At 63.5% G+C, this 20,533-nt stretch carries 17 protein-coding genes and 1 tRNA gene; 7 read left to right on the plus strand and 11 right to left on the minus strand.

All coding sequences use genetic code 11. From position 1 onward, the window contains the following. Positions 1-8: 8 nt before the first annotated feature. Positions 9-1,088, minus strand: a complete 1,080-nt coding sequence (locus tag WH367_RS21565; protein ID WP_339537615.1) for a DNA/RNA non-specific endonuclease — start codon at positions 1,086-1,088, stop codon at positions 9-11. A 614-nt stretch (positions 1,089-1,702) separates the two neighbouring features. Here WH367_RS21565 and WH367_RS21570 point away from each other — a divergent pair. Together WH367_RS21570 and WH367_RS21575 are read left to right on the plus strand one after the other, a co-directional pair. Continuing rightward, entirely contained in the window at positions 1,703-1,900 is a 198-nt protein-coding gene (locus WH367_RS21570) for a hypothetical protein (RefSeq protein ID WP_148293073.1), read from the plus strand. 484 nt (positions 1,901-2,384) lie between these two features. Continuing rightward, positions 2,385-3,929 carry a DUF11 domain-containing protein gene (locus tag WH367_RS21575; RefSeq protein ID WP_339537616.1) on the plus strand — a complete coding sequence of 515 codons (1,545 nt, stop codon included), beginning with the start codon at positions 2,385-2,387 and terminating at the stop codon, positions 3,927-3,929. Between the two features lie 438 nt (positions 3,930-4,367). Here the strand turns inward: WH367_RS21575 and WH367_RS21580 are convergent. Next, positions 4,368-4,452 (minus strand) — tRNA-Leu (locus WH367_RS21580). Positions 4,453-4,489: 37 nt separating this feature from the next. On the opposite strand from WH367_RS21580, the gene cysM reads away from it, so the two are divergent. Genes cysM through WH367_RS21595 form a run of 3 tightly spaced genes read left to right on the plus strand, consistent with a single transcriptional unit; the run spans position 4,490 to position 6,332 of the window. Continuing rightward, positions 4,490-5,401 carry a cysteine synthase CysM gene (cysM, locus tag WH367_RS21585; protein ID WP_339537617.1) on the plus strand — a complete coding sequence of 304 codons (912 nt, stop codon included), beginning with the start codon at positions 4,490-4,492 and terminating at the stop codon, positions 5,399-5,401. Positions 5,402-5,448: 47 nt separating this feature from the next. After that, the gene (locus tag WH367_RS21590; RefSeq protein WP_312986942.1) at positions 5,449-6,072 is read left to right on the plus strand and encodes an NUDIX hydrolase; all 624 of its coding nucleotides are present in this window, start codon (positions 5,449-5,451) and stop codon (positions 6,070-6,072) included. A 32-nt stretch (positions 6,073-6,104) separates the two neighbouring features. After that, positions 6,105-6,332, plus strand: coding sequence for a sulfurtransferase TusA family protein (locus WH367_RS21595; RefSeq protein ID WP_027010629.1), 228 nt, complete (start codon positions 6,105-6,107; stop codon positions 6,330-6,332). Positions 6,333-6,406: 74 nt separating this feature from the next. Here the strand turns inward: WH367_RS21595 and galU are convergent, their stop codons facing one another. The 9 genes from galU to hemC form a co-directional block, all read right to left on the minus strand. After that, the gene (galU, locus tag WH367_RS21600; RefSeq protein WP_021025769.1) at positions 6,407-7,294 is read right to left on the minus strand and encodes a UTP--glucose-1-phosphate uridylyltransferase GalU; all 888 of its coding nucleotides are present in this window, start codon (positions 7,292-7,294) and stop codon (positions 6,407-6,409) included. A gap of 108 nt (positions 7,295-7,402) precedes the next feature. Continuing rightward, entirely contained in the window at positions 7,403-10,306 is a 2,904-nt protein-coding gene (locus WH367_RS21605; protein ID WP_339537618.1) for a valine--tRNA ligase, read from the minus strand. A gap of 232 nt (positions 10,307-10,538) precedes the next feature. Then, positions 10,539-11,114 (minus strand): YceI family protein, encoded by a 576-nt coding sequence (locus WH367_RS21610; protein WP_339537619.1) that lies wholly within the window; start codon positions 11,112-11,114, stop codon positions 10,539-10,541. 54 nt (positions 11,115-11,168) lie between these two features. Continuing rightward, positions 11,169-11,744 (minus strand): YceI family protein, encoded by a 576-nt coding sequence (locus tag WH367_RS21615; RefSeq protein WP_021027208.1) that lies wholly within the window; start codon positions 11,742-11,744, stop codon positions 11,169-11,171. A gap of 42 nt (positions 11,745-11,786) precedes the next feature. Then, the gene (locus tag WH367_RS21620; RefSeq protein ID WP_312986945.1) at positions 11,787-12,350 is read right to left on the minus strand and encodes a cytochrome b; all 564 of its coding nucleotides are present in this window, start codon (positions 12,348-12,350) and stop codon (positions 11,787-11,789) included. A 294-nt stretch (positions 12,351-12,644) separates the two neighbouring features. Further along, the gene (locus tag WH367_RS21625; RefSeq protein ID WP_339537620.1) at positions 12,645-13,931 is read right to left on the minus strand and encodes a heme biosynthesis HemY N-terminal domain-containing protein; all 1,287 of its coding nucleotides are present in this window, start codon (positions 13,929-13,931) and stop codon (positions 12,645-12,647) included. A gap of 3 nt (positions 13,932-13,934) precedes the next feature. Continuing rightward, entirely contained in the window at positions 13,935-15,071 is a 1,137-nt protein-coding gene (locus WH367_RS21630) for a uroporphyrinogen-III C-methyltransferase (protein WP_339537621.1), read from the minus strand. Beyond that, the gene (locus WH367_RS21635; protein WP_339537622.1) at positions 15,068-15,904 is read right to left on the minus strand and encodes a uroporphyrinogen-III synthase; all 837 of its coding nucleotides are present in this window, start codon (positions 15,902-15,904) and stop codon (positions 15,068-15,070) included. Before WH367_RS21635 ends, WH367_RS21630 begins: the two co-directional genes overlap by 4 nt. Before the next feature lie 20 nt (positions 15,905-15,924). After that, the gene (gene hemC / locus WH367_RS21640) at positions 15,925-16,845 is read right to left on the minus strand and encodes a hydroxymethylbilane synthase (protein ID WP_339537623.1); all 921 of its coding nucleotides are present in this window, start codon (positions 16,843-16,845) and stop codon (positions 15,925-15,927) included. A 171-nt stretch (positions 16,846-17,016) separates the two neighbouring features. On the opposite strand from hemC, the gene ppc reads away from it, so the two are divergent. Then, complete coding sequence (gene ppc / locus WH367_RS21645; protein WP_445228143.1) at positions 17,017-19,902, plus strand: phosphoenolpyruvate carboxylase; 2,886 nt, start codon at positions 17,017-17,019, stop codon at positions 19,900-19,902. A 189-nt stretch (positions 19,903-20,091) separates the two neighbouring features. Next, positions 20,092-20,424 (plus strand): SMR family transporter, encoded by a 333-nt coding sequence (locus WH367_RS21650; RefSeq protein WP_133248137.1) that lies wholly within the window; start codon positions 20,092-20,094, stop codon positions 20,422-20,424. The last annotated feature ends 109 nt before the right edge of the window (positions 20,425-20,533 follow it).

Raw genomic sequence — 20,533 nt, forward strand, 5'->3', positions numbered from 1 at the left:
CAAAGGGTTCAGTGCAGATGGGGCAGAAAATTGCGCCCCGTCCGCTGCACAAATTGCGCATAGCTCATCGGCGCGCCCAGCTGCGCATCGCCCCGGTTGGGCAGCACCCAGGCCCAGGCGCGTTGCTGCTGCTCATCAAACACCAGCTTGTACAAATGGCTGGGCACCCAGACCTGGTTGCGGCCAATGGTGGGGGTCTGGCCCTCAAACAAGGGCCCAGTATAGACAAAGACATTGCCGCTGGCGCGCTTGGCGTACTTGCGCACATCCGCTTCGAGCTTGGACCAGACCTGGCGGTTGTGCGTCGGGTCCTGCGGCACCATGTTGGACAGCGCAAAGGACTGCGCCATGCCGGTGGCGGTGCTTTGGTCCGCTGCTGGCGCCATATGGCCCCGGTCATAGCCGCTGGCCTGGTAATCGGACAGCTCGGCCTTGTAGGCCGCGCGCAGGCGTGCATCGGCATAAAAGTGGTCGGTGCGCTGCAAGCCCGCCGCGCCTTGCAGCCGCTGGCGGCTCAAGCGCTCCACCGTGACGATCGGCGTTTTGGACAGCCCCGAATACAGCACCGCAAACCCGGTCGAGCACAGGGTGACGGGCATCCAGTTGCGCCCCACACTGGCAGCACTGAGCGGCGCGCTGGCGGGCAGCTGCTCGGCACAGTCGGCAAAGCCCTGGCTGCCCCTTTCGCTGCCCGCCTGGCTGGAGGGGGGCGGGGTGGTGGCGGCTGAGGAAGGCGCGTTGGCGTGCCCGGCATCTGACGCAGCGCCCCGGCTTTGCCGGGCAATTTCTAGAAAGCGGCTTTGCCAGTCTGCAGCGGTGGACTGGACCTCTTCCACCCAGTGCTGCACCGTTTGCACCGGTGGCAGCTGCTGCAGCCACTGGGTGCTATGGCTGACAGTCCATTGGCGGATATGGTCGAGTTGCGGCACATAGGCGGCCGACGCGATGGCCGCGACCGCGCTGTAGGCGGCAATCGCCCCTTTGCCCACCATGCCGCGCAAAAAACCGCGCAGCAGGCCGGGGGCGGACTTGGATGCTTTCTTCTTTTTGGCGGGGCGCTTGGCGGAACGGGGAGGAGGGCAGGCCATGAACTACGACAACCGGGGCATGCCGACCTTCAGCCAGCACAGCAAGACAACTGCCGTATTGTGGCTCAAATTGCTACCTGTTGCCTGAAATTGCTATGAATTTTTAAGCTAACTATCTAGTGTTATGAATGCGTTGTGGCTATATGGTGCTGAAGGCCGCCAAGCATAGGACTGTATAAAAATATGGCAAATATTGCGCTGTAGAAGCGCAACTGGCACAGCTGCCCCTGCGCCACCGGGGCTGGTGCTTCAACCAAGTGGTCTGCGGCGGCTGCTGCATCCCCCTTAAAACAGATTTCACACGAATGGCAAACAACTGCAAACTGATAGTTGTTGTTAACCACAAATAGATTTAATCGAATATCATATAGCTATCAATTATAGCTAAGTGTTAGCGCAGAGTTAATCGCTGTAGCCGTTTCATCATTTATCGTCCGCGCTGGGGAAGAACCCAGTGCGGAATTTTTGATGGTGGCGCAGGTAATGGGTGGTAATGGTATTTGCTGCCCCTAATTCGCAAAGACAATATTTACTCAATGTACACCCCTGTCTACGTGTATTTGTCGTCAGAGCCGTTTTCGAAGATAAAACTCAAGCCCACCAGCCATTTTGGCGTGTACCGAACGGATCCCATCAAGCTGGTGGTCAATGAAACCACGGTGGCGACCTACCAGTATGTGCGGCTGGACCGGGTATTCAACAAGATTTTTATCTACGATATCCATTTGCGCCGCGATGTGGGCAGCCTGGGCCTGGGCCAGTTTTATGACGAGCAAATGGGCGGGCGTGGTAAATCGGGTGGGGATGAATAATCGCCATGGTATTGGATGATTGTGGGGGACGATTCCAATAATCGCATGGTCAACTGCCATGGGGCTCCATCTGGTTTTTCGCCTCTGCAGATGGTTTGCGCGGTCGGTCAATGCCATCTTGGCTATCTGGCTTCGTGGGGTTCGACAATGGACATGCGCTGGTCATCAGCGGCGCTGGATGCAAGCGTCTTGCGACCAAATAGGCATCCCCTCTCGGAGGCACAACGGTCGTTCGTTGTGCGGCAACGGCTTGAACACTTTGAGCGACCGTCCGCGTCCCCGCCTTCCTGAGGGGGAGTAGGCACCCTTATAAGCAAATAGCTTAGAAATATTCAATCGTAAAAGAAACTTTATATAACACTTTTTGACTACAGGTGTGACAATGTGTTTCTTTTATGGGCTGGTCCAAGTGCCTGCGATGTGGTGGTTGTTCTGTCCCGTTGCGAAATCCCCCGAATCCCATGCTTCTATCTCACCCACGGCAATGAAAAAGCAACTTTTGGCCTTTGCGGCTGCGGCCTGCGCGCTGTCTTCTTTTGCGCAAACGACGGTGCCGACGCTATCGTGCTCCAGCCTTGTCTCCGAACTCAACACTGGCGTTCTGAATGGAGCGAAGCTGGGTACTTTCCAGCAGGATCCCATTTGGAGCCAGTTTCAGGAGCTCACCACTTCGCCACAAACGCCCCCGCCTAACGGTGCGAATTGGGTGCAGGGCCGGACGACGGGGACGGTAGACGGAAGCTGGGCTATTTTTGGTGATGCACAGTGGCTCAGTCCCGGCTTCACGGGCGTGGGTGGAGCAAACAACCAGTCGTCGCCGGGCAACTGGTGGCCGCGTCCCAATCCTAGTTCGACGCCATTCAACAACCACTACCGGGTCCAGTTCAACCTGTCGCCCGAAGTGCCGCCGTCTGCCCTGCGCATCGAGATGGAATACATGGGCGATGACGTGGTCAAGGCGGCCTATGTCAATGGCGTTGCGGTTGCTCCGTTTTCAGGCGGCGGGTTTGGCGGCGGGGTTTACACCACGCTGAACAGTGGCTGGGTCGCTGGCCTCAATACCCTCGTATTTACGACGGCAGATACCGGATGGGCCGCAGGCTTTCTGGCGCGTGCCCGCACTGCCGGGGAGTCGGTCTGTTCAGTATCACCGATCAGTGTGACCAAGACGGCAGACAAGGCCAGCTATGTGCCGGGCGAAACCATCAACTACAGCGTAACGGTAACAAGCCAAGGCTTGGTAGCTGCTACTGGCCTGAGCTTGGCAGATGCAGTGCCTGCCGGTGTGGCCAATCCGGTGTGGACCTGCTCGGCAGGCGCGGGCACGGCAGTGTGTCCTAGCCCTGTCACCTCCAATGTGGTGTTTGACTTGCCTGCGCAATCCAGCCTGGTGTTCAGCTTGTCAGGCACGGTCACGGGCCGTGCCAGTCTGGACAACACCGCAACGATCAGCCCTGGCACCGGTGGCGTGTGTTCTGCCACGACGGGCTGCTCAGCGACGGTCACTCCGCCCTATACCGCCTCGTCGACTTCTCCCATCAGCATCACCAAAACAGCGGATCAAGCAAGCTACCAGCCGGGGCAGACGGTGCAGTACGCCATCACGGTTACGAACGAATGGACTGCCAATGCGACAGGCTTGATGTTGGCGGATCCGCTGCCTGCTGGTATCTCGACTCCGGTGTGGAGCTGTGCTGCCGCCGCTGGTGCTGCGGTCTGCCCTGTGCCAGCAGCGCCAGGCACTAGCTTTGATTTGCCAGGCAACTCCAGCCTGGTGTTTACGTTGAAGGGCACCGTAACAGGCCTGGCTTCTCTGGACAACACGGCTACGGTCAACCCTGGCATCGGTGGGGAGTGCGCGGCCAGCACCGGATGCTCCGCCAGCGTGAGCCCCAGCTACACCGCTGCGCCCCCGGTGGCGCAGGCCGTGCCTGGCCTGGGTGCGGGCGCGCTGGCGGCCCTGACGGCGTCCTTGGGTTTGCTGGCCTGGCGACGCAAGAGGGATCAGCGCATGAGGGTTGAGAAATAAGCCGCCTCCCGCGCTATCTCATTTGGTTCCAGCCCTCCTTGTGAGGGCTTTTTGCTGCGTTGGTGGTGCAGAGTGGGCGCATTTGGCAATGCAGCCTTTTTTCTCGCTCGTGCTGGAGTGGCTAGCTGGTCAATGCCAACGTATGCACACCGCAATTTTTATGGCTGCAGGGTGCTCTGATGGTGACAGCCGCAATTTTGCGGGTGGTGATGGCGAAAGCCTGAAGGCGTATGTGATATGCATCGATGCTTTAATCAGATGCATGCCAAGCACCCCCAACACCAACCCAACAAGGGGCTTGCCCTCTGGTTAGAATGTCGGCTGCTATCGTTTTTAAACAAACGCAATCGGTTTCAACCGCGAACGCCTAGACATGCAGCATCCCACGCCAGACAAAGAAAAAGCCGCTAAGTTGTTTAAACTTAACGGCTTTGAATGTGGTGCCCGGGGCCGGAATCGAACCGGCACGCCTTGCGGCGGGGGATTTTGAGTCCCCTGCGTCTACCAATTTCACCACCCGGGCTGTGTCTGTATCGCAGCTCGCAATTATGGCACAAATAATGAGCTCCAAAAAATACCCAACGATTGAGGATGCGATTGGCAAGACCCCCCTGGTGGCCCTGCAGCGCATCGGTGCCGACTACAACGAAGCCCATGGCAATGTGGTGCTGGGCAAGCTCGAGGGCAACAACCCGGCCGGCTCGGTCAAGGACCGGCCGGCCGTCTCGATGATCCAGCGCGCGCAGGAGCGCGGCGAGATCAAGCCCGGTGATACCTTGATCGAGGCGACCTCGGGCAACACCGGTATTGCGTTGGCGATGGCCGCGGCCATCAAGGGTTACCGCATGGTGCTGATCATGCCCGAGGACCTGTCCATCGAGCGCGCGCAGACGATGAAGGCCTATGGCGCGCAGCTGATCCTGACGCCCAAGAGCGGCGGCATGGAATATGCCCGCGATCTGGCCGACAAGATGGTCGCCGAGGGCAAGGGCATTGTGCTGGACCAGTTTGCCAACCCGGACAATCCGCGCGCGCATTACGAGACCACCGGCCCCGAGATCTGGGAGCAGACCGGCGGCCAGATCACCCACTTTGTCAGTGCGATGGGCACGACCGGCACCATCACCGGCGTCTCGCGCTACTTGAAGGAAAAGAACCCGGCCGTGCGCATCATCGGCGCCCAGCCGACCGAGGGCTCGCGCATCCCCGGCATCCGCAAGTGGCCCGAAGAGTACCTGCCCAAGATCTATGATCCGAGCGCGGTCGACGAGATGATCTATGTAACCCAGAACGATGCCGAGGACATGGCCCGCAGCCTCGCCCGTGACGAAGGCATCTTTGCCGGTATTTCTGCGGCAGGCGCCTGCCATGTCGCTCAGGAAATTGCGCGCCGCGAACGCAACGCTACCATTGTGTTTGTCGTCTGCGACCGGGGGGACCGCTATCTGTCCACCGGCGTGTTTCCCGCCTGAGCACGCGCGCCGAGCGATGAGCGCTCGGTTGCCGGCATGAAAGCCCTATGCAATACGAAACGAAATTTTGCGTGAACTGCGCCACGGCGCTGCAATGGAAGGTGATGGCCGAGGACAGCGGCGATGTCAGCCGACTGCGCTGCCCCGCCTGCGGCTGGACGCACTGGGGCAACCCCACGCCCGTGCTGGCCGCTGTCGTCGAGAACGACCAGGGCCAGGTGCTGCTGGCGCGCAATGCGCTGTGGCAGCCGGGCATGTTTGGCCTGATCACCGGCTTCATGGAAGCCGGTGAATCGCCCGAGGCCGGCATTGCCCGCGAGGTGCTGGAAGAGACCGGCCTGCAGACCCAGGCCCTGCGCCTGATTGGCTGCTGGGAGTTTTTGCGCATGAACCAGGTGCTGATCGCCTACCATGTGCGCGTGGCGGGCCAGCCCGATGACGTGCGCCTGTCGCCCGAGCTGGTGGAATACCAGTGGAAGACGGCGCAGGATGTGCTGTGCTGGCCCTCCGGCACCGGCTATGCGATGGCCGAGTGGGTCAAGAGCAAGGGCGAGCCGGTGCGCTTTGGCGCCTTCCGCCCCAACCAGAACCCTGAGCCCGATCCGGCCAAATGGCCGGTGAATTATTGGCAAGAGGATGCCCGCTTTGTGGTGGCGCCCCGCCTGGGCTAGACCCTGCTTGGCATCAACAACGAATGAACACGATGGATATTGACCAGGAAGTGGATACGCGGGGGCTGAACTGCCCGCTGCCGATTTTGAAGGCCAAGAAGGCCTTGGCCACCATGCAGAGCGGGCAACTGCTCAAGGTGGTGGCGACCGATACCGGCTCGATCCGGGATTTCCAGGCCTTTGCCAAGCAGACCGGCAATGAGCTGGTGGAGCAGCAGACGGTGGGTGAGGAGTTCATCCATATTCTGCGCCGCCGCTAGGCGCTCCCCACGCTGCTGAAACACCAAAGGCCTGCATCTGCAGGCCTTTGTTTTGTGCGAGTTTCAGCGCAGATTCAGATCTGCAGGTTCTTCAAAAAGGCGCGGAAATCATCGCCCACATCGGGGTGCTGCAGCGCCAGCTCCACGGTGGCCTGCAAAAAGCCTTCCTTGCTGCCGCAGTCATAGCGCTTGCCGCTGTACTGGTAGGCGTACACCGTCTCGCTGTGCATCAGGCGCTCGATCGCATCGGTCAGCTGGATCTCGCCGCCCACGCCCTTGGGCTGGTTGCGGATCTCGTCAAAGATGCCGGGGGTGAGTACATAGCGGCCGGCCACACCCATGCGGGAGGGGGCTTTTTCCGGGGCGGGCTTTTCAACGATCTCGTCAATGCGCATCAGCGGGCCGCCTGCGGGCTCGCCCTTGACGATGCCATAGCGCTTGGTGTGTTCCAGCGGCACCTCCTGCACAGCCAGCAGCGAGCGGCCTTGCTTGGAGAAGGCGGCCGTCATCTGCGCCATCACGCCTGGGCCGCCTGGCGCGCCGGTCATCAGGTCGTCGGCCAGCAGCACGGCAAAAGGCTCGTTGCCTACCAGTGGCTCGGCGCAGAGCACCGCATGGCCCAGGCCCAGCGAGCGGGGCTGGCGCACAAACAGGCAATTCATGTCATCGGGGCTGACGCTGCGCACCAGGTCCAGCATGGCTTGTTTGCCGGCGTTTTCCAGTTCGTTTTCCAGCTCATAGGCGGTGTCGAAATGGTCTTCGATGGCGCGCTTGCTGCGGCCGGTAACAAAGATCATGTCCCGGATACCGGCCTCGTAGGCCTCTTCCACCGCGTACTGGATCAGGGGCTTGTCCACGACGGGCAGCATTTCCTTGGGCGATGCCTTGGTGGCAGGCAAAAAGCGGGTGCCCAGGCCAGCGACTGGGAAAACGGCTTTGCGGACACGGGTCGGTGTAGTCATAAATACTCGGGTTCTAGGACTTGGATGTGACAAAGGCGCAGCAAGCTGCGCCTTTGTGTGCAGGGCCAAGGGGCATTATGTGCTGATTTTTGTACCGCCCCGGCCGATTCAGCCCAGGCGCTGGAGCTGCTCTTGCAGCTTGCTGAGCGATGCGCCAAAGTCCGCCATGCGCTTTTTCTCCTGGTCCAGCACCGCAGCGGGGGCCTTGGCACAGAACGCCTCGTTGGACAGCTTGGCGTTGGCCTTGGTGATCTCGCCTTCGAGGCGCTTGATCTCCTTGCCCAGGCGCAGCTTCTCGGCCTCCACATCCACTTCGACAAACAGCGCCAGGCGCGCATCGCCCACCACCGATACCGGTGCATGCTGGGCCTCGGCCGCCCAGGTGGTTTCGTCGTCGAACACCTTGACCTCGCTCAGCTTGGCCAGGTTCTTGAGCACATCGGCGTTGGCGCGCAGGAAGGCGGCGCCATCGGCAGAGCCGGCCACCGTCAGCAGCGGCAGGCGCTGTGCTGGCGAGACAGCCATTTCGCCGCGCAGCGCACGGCAGGCGTCCACCATCTGTTTGATGCGCTCCACATAGGCGATGGCCTCGTTGTCGATCTTCTCGGGCTGGGCTTGCGGGTAAGCAGCGATTGCAATCGATGCACCTTCGCGGCCGGCCACAGGCGCCACCTTCTGCCACAGCGCTTCGGTCACGAACGGGATGATCGGGTGGGCTAGGCGCAGGATGGTCTCCAAGGTGCGGATCAGCGTGCGGCGGGTACCGCGCTGCTGGGCTGGGTTGCCGGTCTGGATCTGCACCTTGGCGATTTCCAGGTACCAGTCGCAGAACTCGTTCCAGACAAAGTCGTAGAGGGTGTTGGCGACGTTGTCCAGGCGGAATTCGGCAAAGCCCTTGGCCACCTCGGCCTCGACCTTTTGCAGCTGCGAAACGATCCAGCGGTCGGGCTGGCTGAACTGCAGGTAGTCGCCCGTGGCGCACTGGTCCTTGCTGTGCTCGAGCAGGCCGCAGTCATGGCCTTCGCAGTTCATCAGCACAAAGCGCGAGGCGTTCCACAGCTTGTTGCAGAAGTTGCGGTAGCCTTCGCAGCGCTTGCTATCAAAGTTGATCGAGCGGCCCAGCGACGCGAGCGCGGCAAAGGTAAAGCGCAGCGCATCGGCGCCATAGGCGGGAATGCCTTCGGGGAATTCCTTTTGCGTGTTCTTGCGCACCTGGGGCGCGGTCTCGGGCTTGCGCAGGCCCACGGTGCGCTTGTCCAGCAGCGGCTCCAGTGCAATGCCATCGATCAGGTCGACCGGGTCCAGCACATTGCCTTCGGACTTGGACATCTTCTTGCCCTGCGCATCGCGCACCAGGCCGTGGATGTAGACATGCTTGAACGGCACGCGCCCGGTGAAGTGCGTGGTCATCATGATCATCCGGGCGACCCAGAAGAAGATGATGTCGTAGCCGGTCACCAGCACCGACGAGGGCAGGTAGAGGTTGAAGTCGTCATCGGCGGCGTCGCCTTGCTCGGGCCAGCCCATGGTGCTGAAGGGCACCATCGCCGAGGAGTACCAGGTGTCGAGCACATCGGCGTCGCGGCGCAGTACCTTGCCCGGCGCCTGCGCCTGGGCTTCGGCCTCGTTCTTGGCGACATAGATGTTGCCTTCTTCGTCGTACCAGGCCGGAATCTGGTGGCCCCACCACAGCTGGCGCGAAATGCACCAGTCCTGGATGTTGTTCATCCACTGGTTGTAGGTGTTGACCCAGTTCTCAGGCACAAACTGCACCTGGCCCGAGGCCACGGCGTCGATGGCCTTTTGTGCAATGCTCTTGCCGGTCGGGTCCTGGTCGCTGACCTTGCTCATTGCGATGAACCATTGGTCGGTCAGCATGGGCTCGATCACCTGGCCGGTACGGTCGCAGATGGGCACCATCAGCTTGTGCTTCTTGGTCTCGACCAGCAGGCCCTGGGCTTCCAGATCGGCCACGATGGCCTTGCGCGCGACAAAGCGGTCCATGCCGCGGTATTTCTCGGGCGCCTCGTCGTTGATCTTGGCCTCCAGGGTCAGCACCACAATCATCGGCAGCTTGTGGCGCTGGCCCACCTGGTAGTCGTTCTGGTCATGCGCGGGCGTGACCTTGACCACGCCGGTGCCGAACTCGCGGTCCACATAGTCGTCGGCAATGATCGGGATCTGGCGGCCCACCAGCGGCAGGGTCACGGTCTGGCCGATCAGGTGTTGGTAGCGCGTGTCTTCGGGGTGGACCATCACGGCCACGTCGCCCAGCATGGTCTCGGGGCGGGTGGTGGCCACCACCAGCCGGCCTTCGCCGCTGGTCAGCGGGTAGGCAATGTGCCACAGCGACCCGTCCTTTTCCTGGTTTTCCACTTCCAGGTCGGACACGGCCGATTGCAGCACCGGGTCCCAGTTGACCAGGCGCTTGCCACGGTAGATCAGGCCTTGCTGGTAGAGCTTGACGAAGGTCTCGGTCACCACCTTGGAGAGCTTGTCGTCCATCGTGAAGTACTCGCGGCTCCAGTCCACCGTATCGCCCATGCGGCGCATCTGCGTGGTGATGGTGTTGCCCGATTGCTCCTTCCACTCCCAGACCTTGGCGACAAAGTTCTCGCGGCCCAGGTCATAGCGGCTCTGGCCGGCGGCCTGCAACTGGCGCTCCACCACGATCTGCGTGGCGATGCCAGCGTGGTCGGTGCCCGGAATCCAGGCCGTGTTGTAGCCCTTCATGCGGTGGTAGCGGGTGAGCGAGTCCATGATCGTCTGGTTGAACGCATGGCCCATGTGCAAGGTGCCGGTCACATTGGGGGGCGGCAGCTGGATGGAGAAGTTGTGCTGCGCCGCGACCGATTCCGCATTGGGCGCACCGGTGCCGCGATAGCCGGCGTTGCCGTAGCCGCGCTTTTCCCATTCCGGGCCCCAATGGGCCTCGATGGCCGCAGGCTCAAAAGACTTGGACAGGCTATCGAGACCTGGTTGGGAGATCGGTTGGCTGTTGGTGTCGCTCATGGTGTGATCAATGGAAAACGGCACCACAGATCGAGATGCCGTTGGATAGCTTGGAAAGAATAGGCTGATTTTAGCCCGCCTGCGGCCATGACCGGCCCGCGTGGGCTTGTGCTGCCGTTGGCAGCAGCACAAGCCCTTTGCAATGGCCATAAAAAAACTGCCAGGGGCCGTCAATCGGCCACTGGCAGTCTGCACTCCTGTGCGGAGGATTTCAGCGTGGGTATCGGCTGGGTTACTGCTTCACAGCTTCGATCTGCACGACCAGGCGCACATTCTTGGCAGCGCCATAGTTCACACCGTAGTCCAGGCCGAAGGCGGTGCGGTCAAAGGTGGTTTCGAAATCGCCACCGCAAACTTCGCGGTCCTGCAGCATCTTGTTGGGGTAGCAGCTGAACTTGCTGGCCTTGAAGGTCACGGGCTGGGTCTTGCCCAGCAAGGTCATGTTGCCTTCGACGGAGGCGAGCTTGTCGCCGTCAAACACGAACTTGGTGGACTGGAAACGGGCCTTGGGGTGCTCGGCCACGTTGAAGATGTCCTTGCTTTGCAGGTGCTTGTCAAAAGCGGGCGTGCCGGAGTTGACCGAGGAGGTGTCGATGCTGATGTCCACCGAGCCGGTCTTGCCAGCGCGGTCCAGGGTCAGGGTGCCTTCTTTTTTGTCAAAGCGTGCACGGTTGGTGCTGGCGCCGTTGTGGTCGATCTCGAAGGTCGCAAAGGTGTGCGTCGGGTCGATCGCGTAGGTGGCTGGAGCCGCGTGCACGGCACCGGCGAACAGGGAAGCAGCGGCCAGAGCCAACAGGGAAGTGCGCATCAGGAATCTCCTAAAAAAAGGGGTTAAAGAGCTGAGAACAGGGAAAAACGTGGCTTAAATCTTGCCCACACCGGTCAGGGCCAGCTTGAACTGCACCTGCACTTCGTCGGCCACCATCGAGGTGTCCTTCCAGTCGCCATCACCGATGGCATAGGTCAGGCGCTTCAAGGGCAGCGTGCCCGCTGCGGTGGTGGTCGTGCCCGACTGGGTCAGGGTGACAGGCAGGCTGACCTTCTGGACATTGCCCTTGATCGTCAAGGTGCCATCGACCTGGTACTTGCCGCCGCCCAGCGCCTTGACGGCGGTGGAGTCAAACGTGGCTTGTGGGAACTTGGCGACGTTGAACCATTCTGCCTTGGGCAGCTCGGCATCGGTTTCCTTGACGCCCATCGTGGCGCTGCCGGTATCGACCGAGAAATGGATCTTGCTGGCTTCGGGCTTGGCCGTGTCGAAGGCGATCTTGGCATCGAACTTCTGGAAGTGGCCCTTGATTGGCACGCCCATCTGCTTGGCTTCGAAGTTGACGGCGCTTTGCGCGGGCACCAGCGCTTGCTGGGCCATCACGGGGGTGGCAAAGGCAGCTGCGGTCAGGGCGGCAGCGAACAGGGCGGAGGGGGAGAGCTTGGACATCAGATCAGACTCCAGTAAAAAAACGGTGCAAAACAGTACGAATCAAGAGGCGCGGCCGGGCAGCATGCGCGAGAGCAGGCCATCGCGGTCGATCAGCTGGTGCTTGAGCAGTGCGGCCACATGCATGACCACCAGCGCAGCCAAGGTGTAGGCGAGGTAGGCATGCCAGGGCTTGAGGGCTTCGGCCAGCTCGGGGCTCTTGCTGACCAGATCGGGCAGCGGCATCACGCCAAACAGCACGATGGGAAAGCCCGCTGCCGAGCTGTAGATCCAGCCCACCAGCGGCACCGCAAAGAACAGTGCATACATCAGGTGGTGCACGCCGTGGTGGGCCACATGCTGCCAGGCGGGCATCGCGCGGGCGGTGGCCTCGGGCAGCGCCGGCGGGCGGTGGGTGAAGCGCCACAGGATGCGCACGGCCGACAGAATCAAGATCGTCATACCGGCCCATTTGTGCCAGTTGAAGTACTTGAGGCGGGTGGGGGAGAAGGGCAGGCTGGTCATGTACAGGCCAAAGGCAAAGATGCCAATCAGGGCCAGGGCCAAAATCCAGTGCAGTGCGATCGCCGTGCCGGTGTAGCGGGTGTTATTCGTCGTGGTAGCCATAAAAAACGCTGCAGCGGTAGGCCCAGCGGTATTGTTTGAAGCGAGTGTAGGAGCGGATCAACCGGTAGAAGTTCAGCCCGATTGATGGCGAAGTTCAAATTAATTGAATTGATCGATCGTCTGGTGGCGAGTTCCAGAACCAATGCACATAAGCATATGCCGAGCAGGCGCAAACCCGCGCTGCGCACTGGTACGCATACAACAGCGGGGGGCCGGGACTTTGTATCGCCTTGTATACCGTGCTGCGGCAGCGGCGCCCCATACGGGGCGCAACGGGGCCTGACCGGGCCTGCCTCAGGCTTGCTCGCCGGCGAGGGCTGCCTGCTTCCAGGCCTGGGCGGCCGCAGCGGCATCGCCCCGGTACTCGGCTTGCCGGGCCAGGTGCTGCCAGGCGCGACGGCGCAGCGATTCCTCTTGCAGCGAAGGGGCAGCCTGCTGCAGCCACTGCTGGGCCTTGCCCCAGAGCTGGCGCTGCAGGCAGGCGCAGCCGGCCAGGTACTGCAGGTAGGGGTCATGGGGGCGGCGCTGCTGGGCCGCCTCGATGCGGGCCAGCCAGCTGGCGTCGAGCGCGCCCATGCTGTCTTCGAGCACACGTACCAGCCGTTCGGCCTGCAGGCTGGGCAGGCCGTTGTTGCTGGTGGTGTAGCGCTCCCAGGCGGGCAGCAGCCACTCGCGCATCTGCTGCGGGTTGCCGCCCAGCTGCTGGAGGCGCCGCGCCGCATGGATGCCCACTTCGGGCAGGTTGCGCTCGGCCGCATCCAGGTTGCGCCAGGCCTGCATCAGCTGCTCGGGGTCGTGGGCGTCGTTGATCAGCTCGGTCGCCAGGCCCTTGATGATGCTCTGCGCCGCAGCGGCCGAAAACGCACGGTGCTTGGCCAGCAGGCGGGCGGTATCCAGTGCGGTCAAGGCCTGGCGCAGCTGGCGCGCGGCCTTGAGCTTGAGGCGCAGCGCCAGGGTGCGGCGCGCCGCGCCCTGGGGCAGGCGCGCGAGTTGCTCGATCGCGCTGTGGGCGTTGTGGTCATCGAGCGCCCACTGGGCCGCACGCAGCTGGGTGCCTTCGGCCAGCTCGGGCAGGTTCTTGGCCTGGGGGGTGGCCGCTTCCTGCATCGCCAGCTCCCAGTGCTGGTCGCGCTGGGCCTGGTCCTGCAGCGCATGCGAGCTCTCGGCGGCCAGCACATGGCCCAGCACGCGCAGCTGCAGGCCGTTGGGGATGGCGGCGCCGCTGTCCTGCAAGGCCTGCTCCTGGGCCAGTGCCGACAGCGCTGCCTTGCGGGCGCGCACAAAGCGGCCGGCCTGCAACTGGGTCACGGCATCCAGCGCTGCGCCATGCATGGCGCGCTCTTTTTGCTGGATGCGCCAGCGCTTGGCCTGGCGCGGCAGCTCGAACATGGCGCTGACGCCGCGCAGCGCGCCGTAGACCAGCACAAAGGCCAGCAGCAGCAGCACGACGACCATATTCAGCGAGAAATCGATGCGGTAGGGCGGCCAGTGCAGGGTCACGCTGCCCTGGTTGCTGCCGGCAAACAGCGCGGCGGCCACGGCCACGGCAAACAGACCGATCAACCAAAGTGCGGCTCTCATCGCTTAACGTCCTGCCGCCGCCGTGGCCAATGCGGCCAGGGTGTCATTGGCGCGTGGCACTTCCACATCCTGCATGGCCTGCTGCAGCTGGTTGAGCTGCTGGGCGGCCTGCTGGCCTCGGCGCGAGGAGATATCGAAATACTTGTGCACGGCGTCAGCCGCAGCAGCCAGGTCATTGCGCGAGGCATTCATCTGGCGGCCCAGCAAGGCCATGCGGGCGTTCAGGATGCGCAGCTTGAGGTTCTCGCGCACAAAAAAGGCCTGCGTGGGCGAGAGCAGCACCGCATCGGGGTAGTCGATGCGGCGCACGCGCACGAGGCTGCGGGCCTCCTCATGCACCACGCCCCAGGCGGTGGACAGCGCCGACAGCCACCAGCTGGGGCTGGCACTGTCGTCCGTTGCAGCCTCGGCAGGGGCGCTCGCTGCGGCCGGTGCGGACTGGTTGCCCCGGTTGCGGGCGGGCGCCGTGCGGCGGGCGTTCTTGTCGAGCACATCGTTTTGCAGCGGCAGATCATCGATCTGGCGCAGCAGGTCATCCATGCGGGCCAGCAGGCCGGCGGTGTCCAGCGATTTGCTCGCGGCGATGCGGTCCAGATCGCGGGCAATGGCGCGTTGCAGCGGCGCCAGGCGCGGCTGGGCCGAGACGGTCACGCGCTGCTGTGCAATCTTGAGGGCGCTGACCAGCGGGTCGGGGCTGCCGCTCAGCTGGCTTTGCTGCATCGCAAAGCGCACGGCGCTTTCGATATCGCCGACCATGGTGTCATCGCGGTTGCGCGAGAGGCTTTGCACCAGCTCTTCGAGCTGGCCGCGTTGCAGCGCGACTTCACCCACGCGGGCCTCCATCACCGACATGCGCGAGGCGGTGTCGCGCGAGACATCTTCGGCCTGGCGGGCGAGGGTGCGCGCTTCCACGGCCTGGCCGCGCGAGTCGGCGCTTTGCAGCGCCAGCTGCTGCTGGATGTTGTTGAGCCGCTGCCAGAGCATGGCCGCGCTGATGATCGCAATGGTGGCGGCAATGCCCAGCGCCAGCGACGTCCAGACCCAGGCTTGCGGCATGCGGCTGCCCGCAGGGTGGGCCTGGTGGGAGGCGGTGGCCGGGTGGGGGGACGTGGGGTTCGGTGCGTGCTCGGGCAGCGTCATAGGGCAGATTCTAACGACGCCACCACGTCTTCCAGCGAAGGCCGGCACTGCTGAATGTGGACAAATCCTGCCGCGCGGGTCGCCTGCGCGATGCGTGCATGGGTGCTGAGCGCCTGGGCAGGCGCCAATGCGGCGGCACTGAATCTGTTGCTTAAATGCATCACCGCCTCGGAGCTGCTGAACAGCCAGATGCTGCCATCCGTCAGCGCCTGCGCTGCCAACGCCAGTTGCGCTGGCGTCCAGGCGGGTGCACGGCGCTCGTAGACACCGACAAAATCCACACCCACGCTGGCCGCTTGCAACTGGCGCGCCAGCCATTCGCGGCCAGAGCCGGACACCAACTGGTCGATCGCGCTGCCCGCGCTGGCGCCGCGCACCACCAGCACGCGCTGGCCCGATGCCGCCATCGCTGCGGCCTGGGCGCCGACCTCGGTCCACAGCGATTCGGAGTCGAATTGCGGGGCATCGGTGGCGGGCTGGTCGATCAAATCGATGGGCACACCCAGCGCCTGGGCTGCGCGTGCCGTGCCTGGGCCCGGACACCACAGCCGGGTATGCGGCGCGTTGCGCTGCTGCTGGGCCAGCGCCTGCACCAGGGCCGGGTCCAGAAAAAAGCGGGCCGCATTGGTGCTGACCAGCATCAGCGCGCCATAGCGCTGCCAATGCTGGCGCACCTGCAGCCGCGCCGTGTGGTGGGCGGGGCTGTCGGCTGGAACAATATCGATCAGTGGCAGCGCATCGGCCCGCAGCCCGCGCTGGCGCAGCTGGGCGACCCAGTCGTCCGCCTCGGGCTGCGGGCGGGTGATGATGATGCGGCGGCTGGACGGAGCCATGGTGGACGTCGGCCGGGTGCTCAGCGGCGCACCTGCGCGCCCGCTTGCTGCAGCAGCGCTGCCACCTGCTGGCCCAGCGCATCGGCGCTAGCCAGGTCGGTGACGGCCGCGCGGGCCTGCGCAGACACCAGGGGGGCATTCGGGTTGGCTTCGTCGCCCCAGGCGGCGCGCAGCCAGAGCTGGTCGTCCTGCCATTCACCGTGCGCGGCCAGCGGCATCGAGCAGCTGCCGCCCATGCAGCGGCTGACGGCGCGCTCGGCCGTCACCGTCTGCCAGGTGCGCGGATCGGCCAGGCCGGCAAACAGGTCCAGCAGGTCCTGGCGGTCGCTGCGCACCTCAATGCCCAGCGCGCCCTGGCCGGCCGCGGGCAGCATGGTGTCGGTGTCAAAAGCATGGCGGATGCGCGCATCCAGTGCCAGGCGCTTGAGGCCGGCAGCGGCCAGCACAATGCCGTCGTACTGGCCTTCGTCGAGCTTGCGCAAGCGGGTGTTGACATTGCCGCGCAGTGGCTGGATATCGAGGTCAGGGCGCAGCGCACGCAGCAGCACCTGGCGGCGCAGGCTGGAGGTGCCGACCACGGCGCCCTGGGGCAGGTCCTGCAGGCTGGCGTAGTGGTTGGAGACCCAGGCATCGCGCGGGTCCTCGCGTTCGAGCACGGCTGCCAGCGCAAAACCCGGTGGCAGCTCCATCGGCACATCCTTGAGCGAGTGCACGGCCAGGTCGGCGCGGCCCGTCTCCAGCGCCGTTTCCAGCTCTTTGACAAACAGGCCCTTGCCGCCCACCTTGGACAGCGTGCGGTCCAGAATCTGGTCGCCCAAGGTGGTCATCCCCAGCAGGCTGACCTGGTGGCCCAGGCGCTGCAGGATATGTTGCACATGTTCAGCCTGCCACAGGGCAAGCTGGCTTTCGCGCGTGGCGATGGTCAGGGACAAGGAGCTCATGGGATAGGGGGCCACGCCTGGCCCGGTCTCCTCTTTCTCGGCGGCCGGACACCTTACGTGGTCAACAAGCGGTTCACAACAGGCGGCTGATGCTAGCATGTGCAGCGCCGCTCTTTGGCGCAGTGCGACTTTGGGCGGCGTGGATCTTTCAGCACCTTTGCTTCTTCGCCCATGACCACTGCCAGCAAAAAAGACACCCCTGCAGTCGCCAAGCCCCCGGCGCGCAAACCCAAGGCGAGCAGCTCTGCCGCTCCCCAGGCCGTCACGCGCCGCGCGGACAAGGACCAGCCTTTGATGGATGACATCCGGCTTCTGGGCCGGATTCTGGGCGATGTGATTCGCGAGCAGGAGGGCCAGGCCGCGTTCGATCTGATCGAGCAGGTGCGCCAGCTGTCGGTGGCCTACCGCCGCAATGACGACCAGGATGCGGAGAAGTCGCTCAAGTCGCTGCTCAAGGGCCTGTCGGGCGACCAGACGGTCAGCGTGATCCGTGCCTTCACCTACTTCTCGCACCTGGCGAATCTGGCCGAAGACCGCCACCATATCCGCCGCCGCGAGATCCATGAGCGCGCCGGCAACACCCAGGAGGGCAGCATCGAGGTGGCCCTGGCGCGGCTGCGCTGGGCCGGCATTCCCGTCAAGGCGGTCTCGCAGACGCTGGCGCACAGCCTGATCTCGCCGGTGCTCACTGCCCACCCGACCGAGGTGCAGCGCAAGAGCATTCTGGATGCCGAGCGTGCCATTGCCGCCTTGCTGGTGGCGCGCGACGATATCGCCCAGCGTGCCCAGCTCTTCAACAGCAGCAAGGACACCCTGACCCCGCGCCAGCTGGCCGACAACGAGCTGCAGTTGAGTGCCCAGGTCACCCAGCTGTGGCAGACGCGCCTGCTGCGCTACTCCAAACTGACGGTCGAGGACGAGATTGACAACGCGCTGAGCTACTACCAGGCCACCTTCCTGACCGAGATCCCCAAGCTCTACGCTGCGCTCGAGCGCGAGCTGGGCGAGCGCGACCTGGCCACCTTCTTGCGCATGGGCCAGTGGATTGGCGGCGACCGCGACGGCAACCCCAATGTCACCGCCAAGAGCCTGCAGGAAGCGCTGCGCCGCCAGTCCGACCTGGTGCTGCGCCACTACCTGACCGAGGTGCACTACCTGGGCGGCGAGCTGTCGATGTCCCAGCGCCTGGCCGGCAACACCGCGGGCTTGCAGGCGCTGGCCGCGCGCTCGCCCGATACCAGCCAGCACCGCGAAGACGAGCCCTACCGCCGCGCGCTGATTGGCGTGTATGCGCGCCTGGCCGCGACCCTGAAGAACCTGAGTGGCGGTGAAGCGGCCCGCCACGCCGTGGCGCCGCAGAACCCCTATGCCACCAGTGACGAGTTTCTGGCCGATCTGCGCGTCATTGAAGACTCGCTGCGCGACAACCATGGCCGCGCGCTGGTCGAGCAGCGCCTGTCACCGCTGATCCGCGCGGTGCAGGTGTTTGGCTTTCACCTGGCCACCGTCGATCTGCGCCAAAGCTCGGACCAGCATGAGGCAGTGATCAGCGAGCTGCTGGCCACCGCCGGTCTGCAGGCCGACTACAGCCAACTGAGCGAGGCGGCCAAGCGCGAGCTGCTGCTGCAATTGCTGAGCGATGCGCGCCCCTTGCGCGTGGTGGGCGCCAGCTACAGCGAGCGCTGCAAAAGCGAGATGGCGATTTTCGAGCGCGCGCGCCTGTCGGTGCAGCTCTATGGCCAAGACGCGATCCGCCACTACATCATCAGCCACACCGAATCGGTCAGCGACCTGCTCGAAGTGCTGCTGCTGCAAAAGGAGGTGGGCTTGCTCAGCGGCCGCATCAACGACGGCCAGTCGCGCGCAACCTTGATCGTGAGCCCGCTGTTCGAGACCATCGATGACCTGCGCCATGCGGCGACCATCATGCGCGAGTACTATGCGCTGCCCCATATTGCGGCGCTGATCCAGCGCAGCGGCGCCGAGCAGGACATCATGCTGGGCTACAGCGACAGCAACAAGGATGGCGGCATCTTCACCAGCAACTGGGAGCTGTACCAGGCCGAGCTGGCGCTCGTCGCCCTGTTTGACGAGCTGAGCCAGCCCAACCCCGTGCAGCTGCGCCTGTTCCATGGCCGGGGCGGCACCGTGGGGCGGGGCGGCGGCCCGAGCTACCAAGCAATTTTGGCCCAGCCGCCAGGCACCGTGCGCGGCCAGATCCGCCTGACCGAGCAGGGCGAGGTGATTGCCTCCAAGTACGCCAACCCCGAGATCGGCCGGCGTAACCTGGAAACGCTGGTGGCTGCCACCTTGGAGGCGACCTTGCTGCAGCCCACCAAGCCCGCCAGCCAGGCGTTTTTGGAGGCGGCCGCTGACCTGTCGGCTGCCAGCATGGCCGCCTACCGCGACCTGGTCTACGGCACCAAGGGCTTTGAGAGCTATTTTTTCAGCTCCACCCCGATCCGCGAGATTGCCGAGCTCAACATCGGCTCGCGCCCCGCATCGCGCAAGGCCAGCCAGCGCATCGAGGATTTGCGCGCCATTCCCTGGGGCTTCAGCTGGGGCCAGTGCCGCCTGACCCTGCCGGGCTGGTATGGCTTTGGTTCGGCCGTGCAGGCCTTTGTCAGCCAGGAGGGCAAGACCGCCAAGCTGCAATGGGCCTTGCTGCAGAAGATGTACCGCCAGTGGCCGTTTTTCCGCACCCTGCTGTCCAATATGGACATGGTGCTGGCCAAGAGCGATATGGCGCTGGCGCTGCGCTACAGCGAGCTGGTGGCTGACACCCGCTTGCGCAAGCGCGTGTTCCAGGCGATCGAGGCCGAATGGAAGAGCACGGCCGAGGCGCTGGCGCTGATCACTGGCGAGGCCAATCGCCTGGCCAACAACCCGGCGCTGGAGCGCTCGATCCGCCACCGCTTCCCCTATATCGATCCCCTGCACCATCTGCAGGTGGAGCTGATCCGCCGCTGGCGCAATGGCGAGGACAACGAGCGGGTCAAGACCGGTATCCATATCTCCATCAACGGCATTGCAGCGGCGCTGCGCAATACCGGTTGAGCTGATCCGGATGTGGGCTGGGATCCCTGCTGTTGGCAAGGGCCCGCCCAAGTGATAAGGCCCTGGCGCCAAGCCGGGGCCTTTGTTATTTTTGCGGGGCAGGTGGGTTATCTGCGTTGGATGCAAATACCTGCAGCGGTGGAGCTTTGGCGCACAGCTGCCAATCAAAGAAGGAAAGAAGGAATGGTGATGAATGCCTATGTTTACCTGGGCGGCGCGATTGCGCTGGAAGTGATGGCCACCACGGCGATGAAGTCGTCCGAGGGCTTTACCCGGCTGGTGCCCAGCCTGATTTGCGGCCTGGGCTATGTGCTGTCGTTCTACCTGCTGGCGCAGACCTTGAAAACCATACCCACCGGCATTGCCTATGCCATCTGGTCGGGTGTGGGGATAGTGGCGATCTCGCTGATCGCCTGGGCCCTGCATGGGCAAAAGCTCGATGCCGGCGCGATGGCAGGCATGGGGCTGATTATTGCCGGGGTGCTGGTGATCAATCTGTTTTCGAAGTCGGCGGGGCATTGATGCGTGATCCCCACAGATGCGTTGATTGCAAAGATTGACACAGAATTTCCATCTTCGATTTATAAAATTAATCTTAGAATGCCTGGTTTTGTGTTGACAGATTTGGAGG

The organism is Comamonas sp. MYb21, assembly GCF_037479395.1.
Taxonomy (GTDB): domain Bacteria; phylum Pseudomonadota; class Gammaproteobacteria; order Burkholderiales; family Burkholderiaceae_C; genus Comamonas.

What these genes read in the sequence shown, in the direction of transcription:
- WH367_RS21610 (WP_339537619.1), bottom strand. Translation starts at nt 11,114, where the DNA reads ATGCGCACTTCCCTGTTGGCTCTGGCCGCTGCTTCCCTGTTCGCCGGT.
- cysM (WP_339537617.1), top strand. Translation starts at nt 4,490, where the DNA reads ATGAGCTCCAAAAAATACCCAACGATTGAGGATGCGATTGGCAAGACC.
- WH367_RS21565 (WP_339537615.1), bottom strand. Translation starts at nt 1,088, where the DNA reads ATGGCCTGCCCTCCTCCCCGTTCCGCCAAGCGCCCCGCCAAAAAGAAG.
- galU (WP_021025769.1), bottom strand. Translation starts at nt 7,294, where the DNA reads ATGACTACACCGACCCGTGTCCGCAAAGCCGTTTTCCCAGTCGCTGGC.
- hemC (WP_339537623.1), bottom strand. Translation starts at nt 16,845, where the DNA reads ATGAGCTCCTTGTCCCTGACCATCGCCACGCGCGAAAGCCAGCTTGCC.
- WH367_RS21590 (WP_312986942.1), top strand. Translation starts at nt 5,449, where the DNA reads ATGCAATACGAAACGAAATTTTGCGTGAACTGCGCCACGGCGCTGCAA.
- WH367_RS21620 (WP_312986945.1), bottom strand. Translation starts at nt 12,350, where the DNA reads ATGGCTACCACGACGAATAACACCCGCTACACCGGCACGGCGATCGCA.
- WH367_RS21625 (WP_339537620.1), bottom strand. Translation starts at nt 13,931, where the DNA reads ATGAGAGCCGCACTTTGGTTGATCGGTCTGTTTGCCGTGGCCGTGGCC.
- WH367_RS21575 (WP_339537616.1), top strand. Translation starts at nt 2,385, where the DNA reads ATGAAAAAGCAACTTTTGGCCTTTGCGGCTGCGGCCTGCGCGCTGTCT.
- WH367_RS21635 (WP_339537622.1), bottom strand. Translation starts at nt 15,904, where the DNA reads ATGGCTCCGTCCAGCCGCCGCATCATCATCACCCGCCCGCAGCCCGAG.
- WH367_RS21615 (WP_021027208.1), bottom strand. Translation starts at nt 11,744, where the DNA reads ATGTCCAAGCTCTCCCCCTCCGCCCTGTTCGCTGCCGCCCTGACCGCA.
- WH367_RS21650 (WP_133248137.1), top strand. Translation starts at nt 20,092, where the DNA reads ATGAATGCCTATGTTTACCTGGGCGGCGCGATTGCGCTGGAAGTGATG.
- WH367_RS21605 (WP_339537618.1), bottom strand. Translation starts at nt 10,306, where the DNA reads ATGAGCGACACCAACAGCCAACCGATCTCCCAACCAGGTCTCGATAGC.
- ppc (WP_445228143.1), top strand. Translation starts at nt 17,017, where the DNA reads ATGACCACTGCCAGCAAAAAAGACACCCCTGCAGTCGCCAAGCCCCCG.
- WH367_RS21630 (WP_339537621.1), bottom strand. Translation starts at nt 15,071, where the DNA reads ATGACGCTGCCCGAGCACGCACCGAACCCCACGTCCCCCCACCCGGCC.
- WH367_RS21595 (WP_027010629.1), top strand. Translation starts at nt 6,105, where the DNA reads ATGGATATTGACCAGGAAGTGGATACGCGGGGGCTGAACTGCCCGCTG.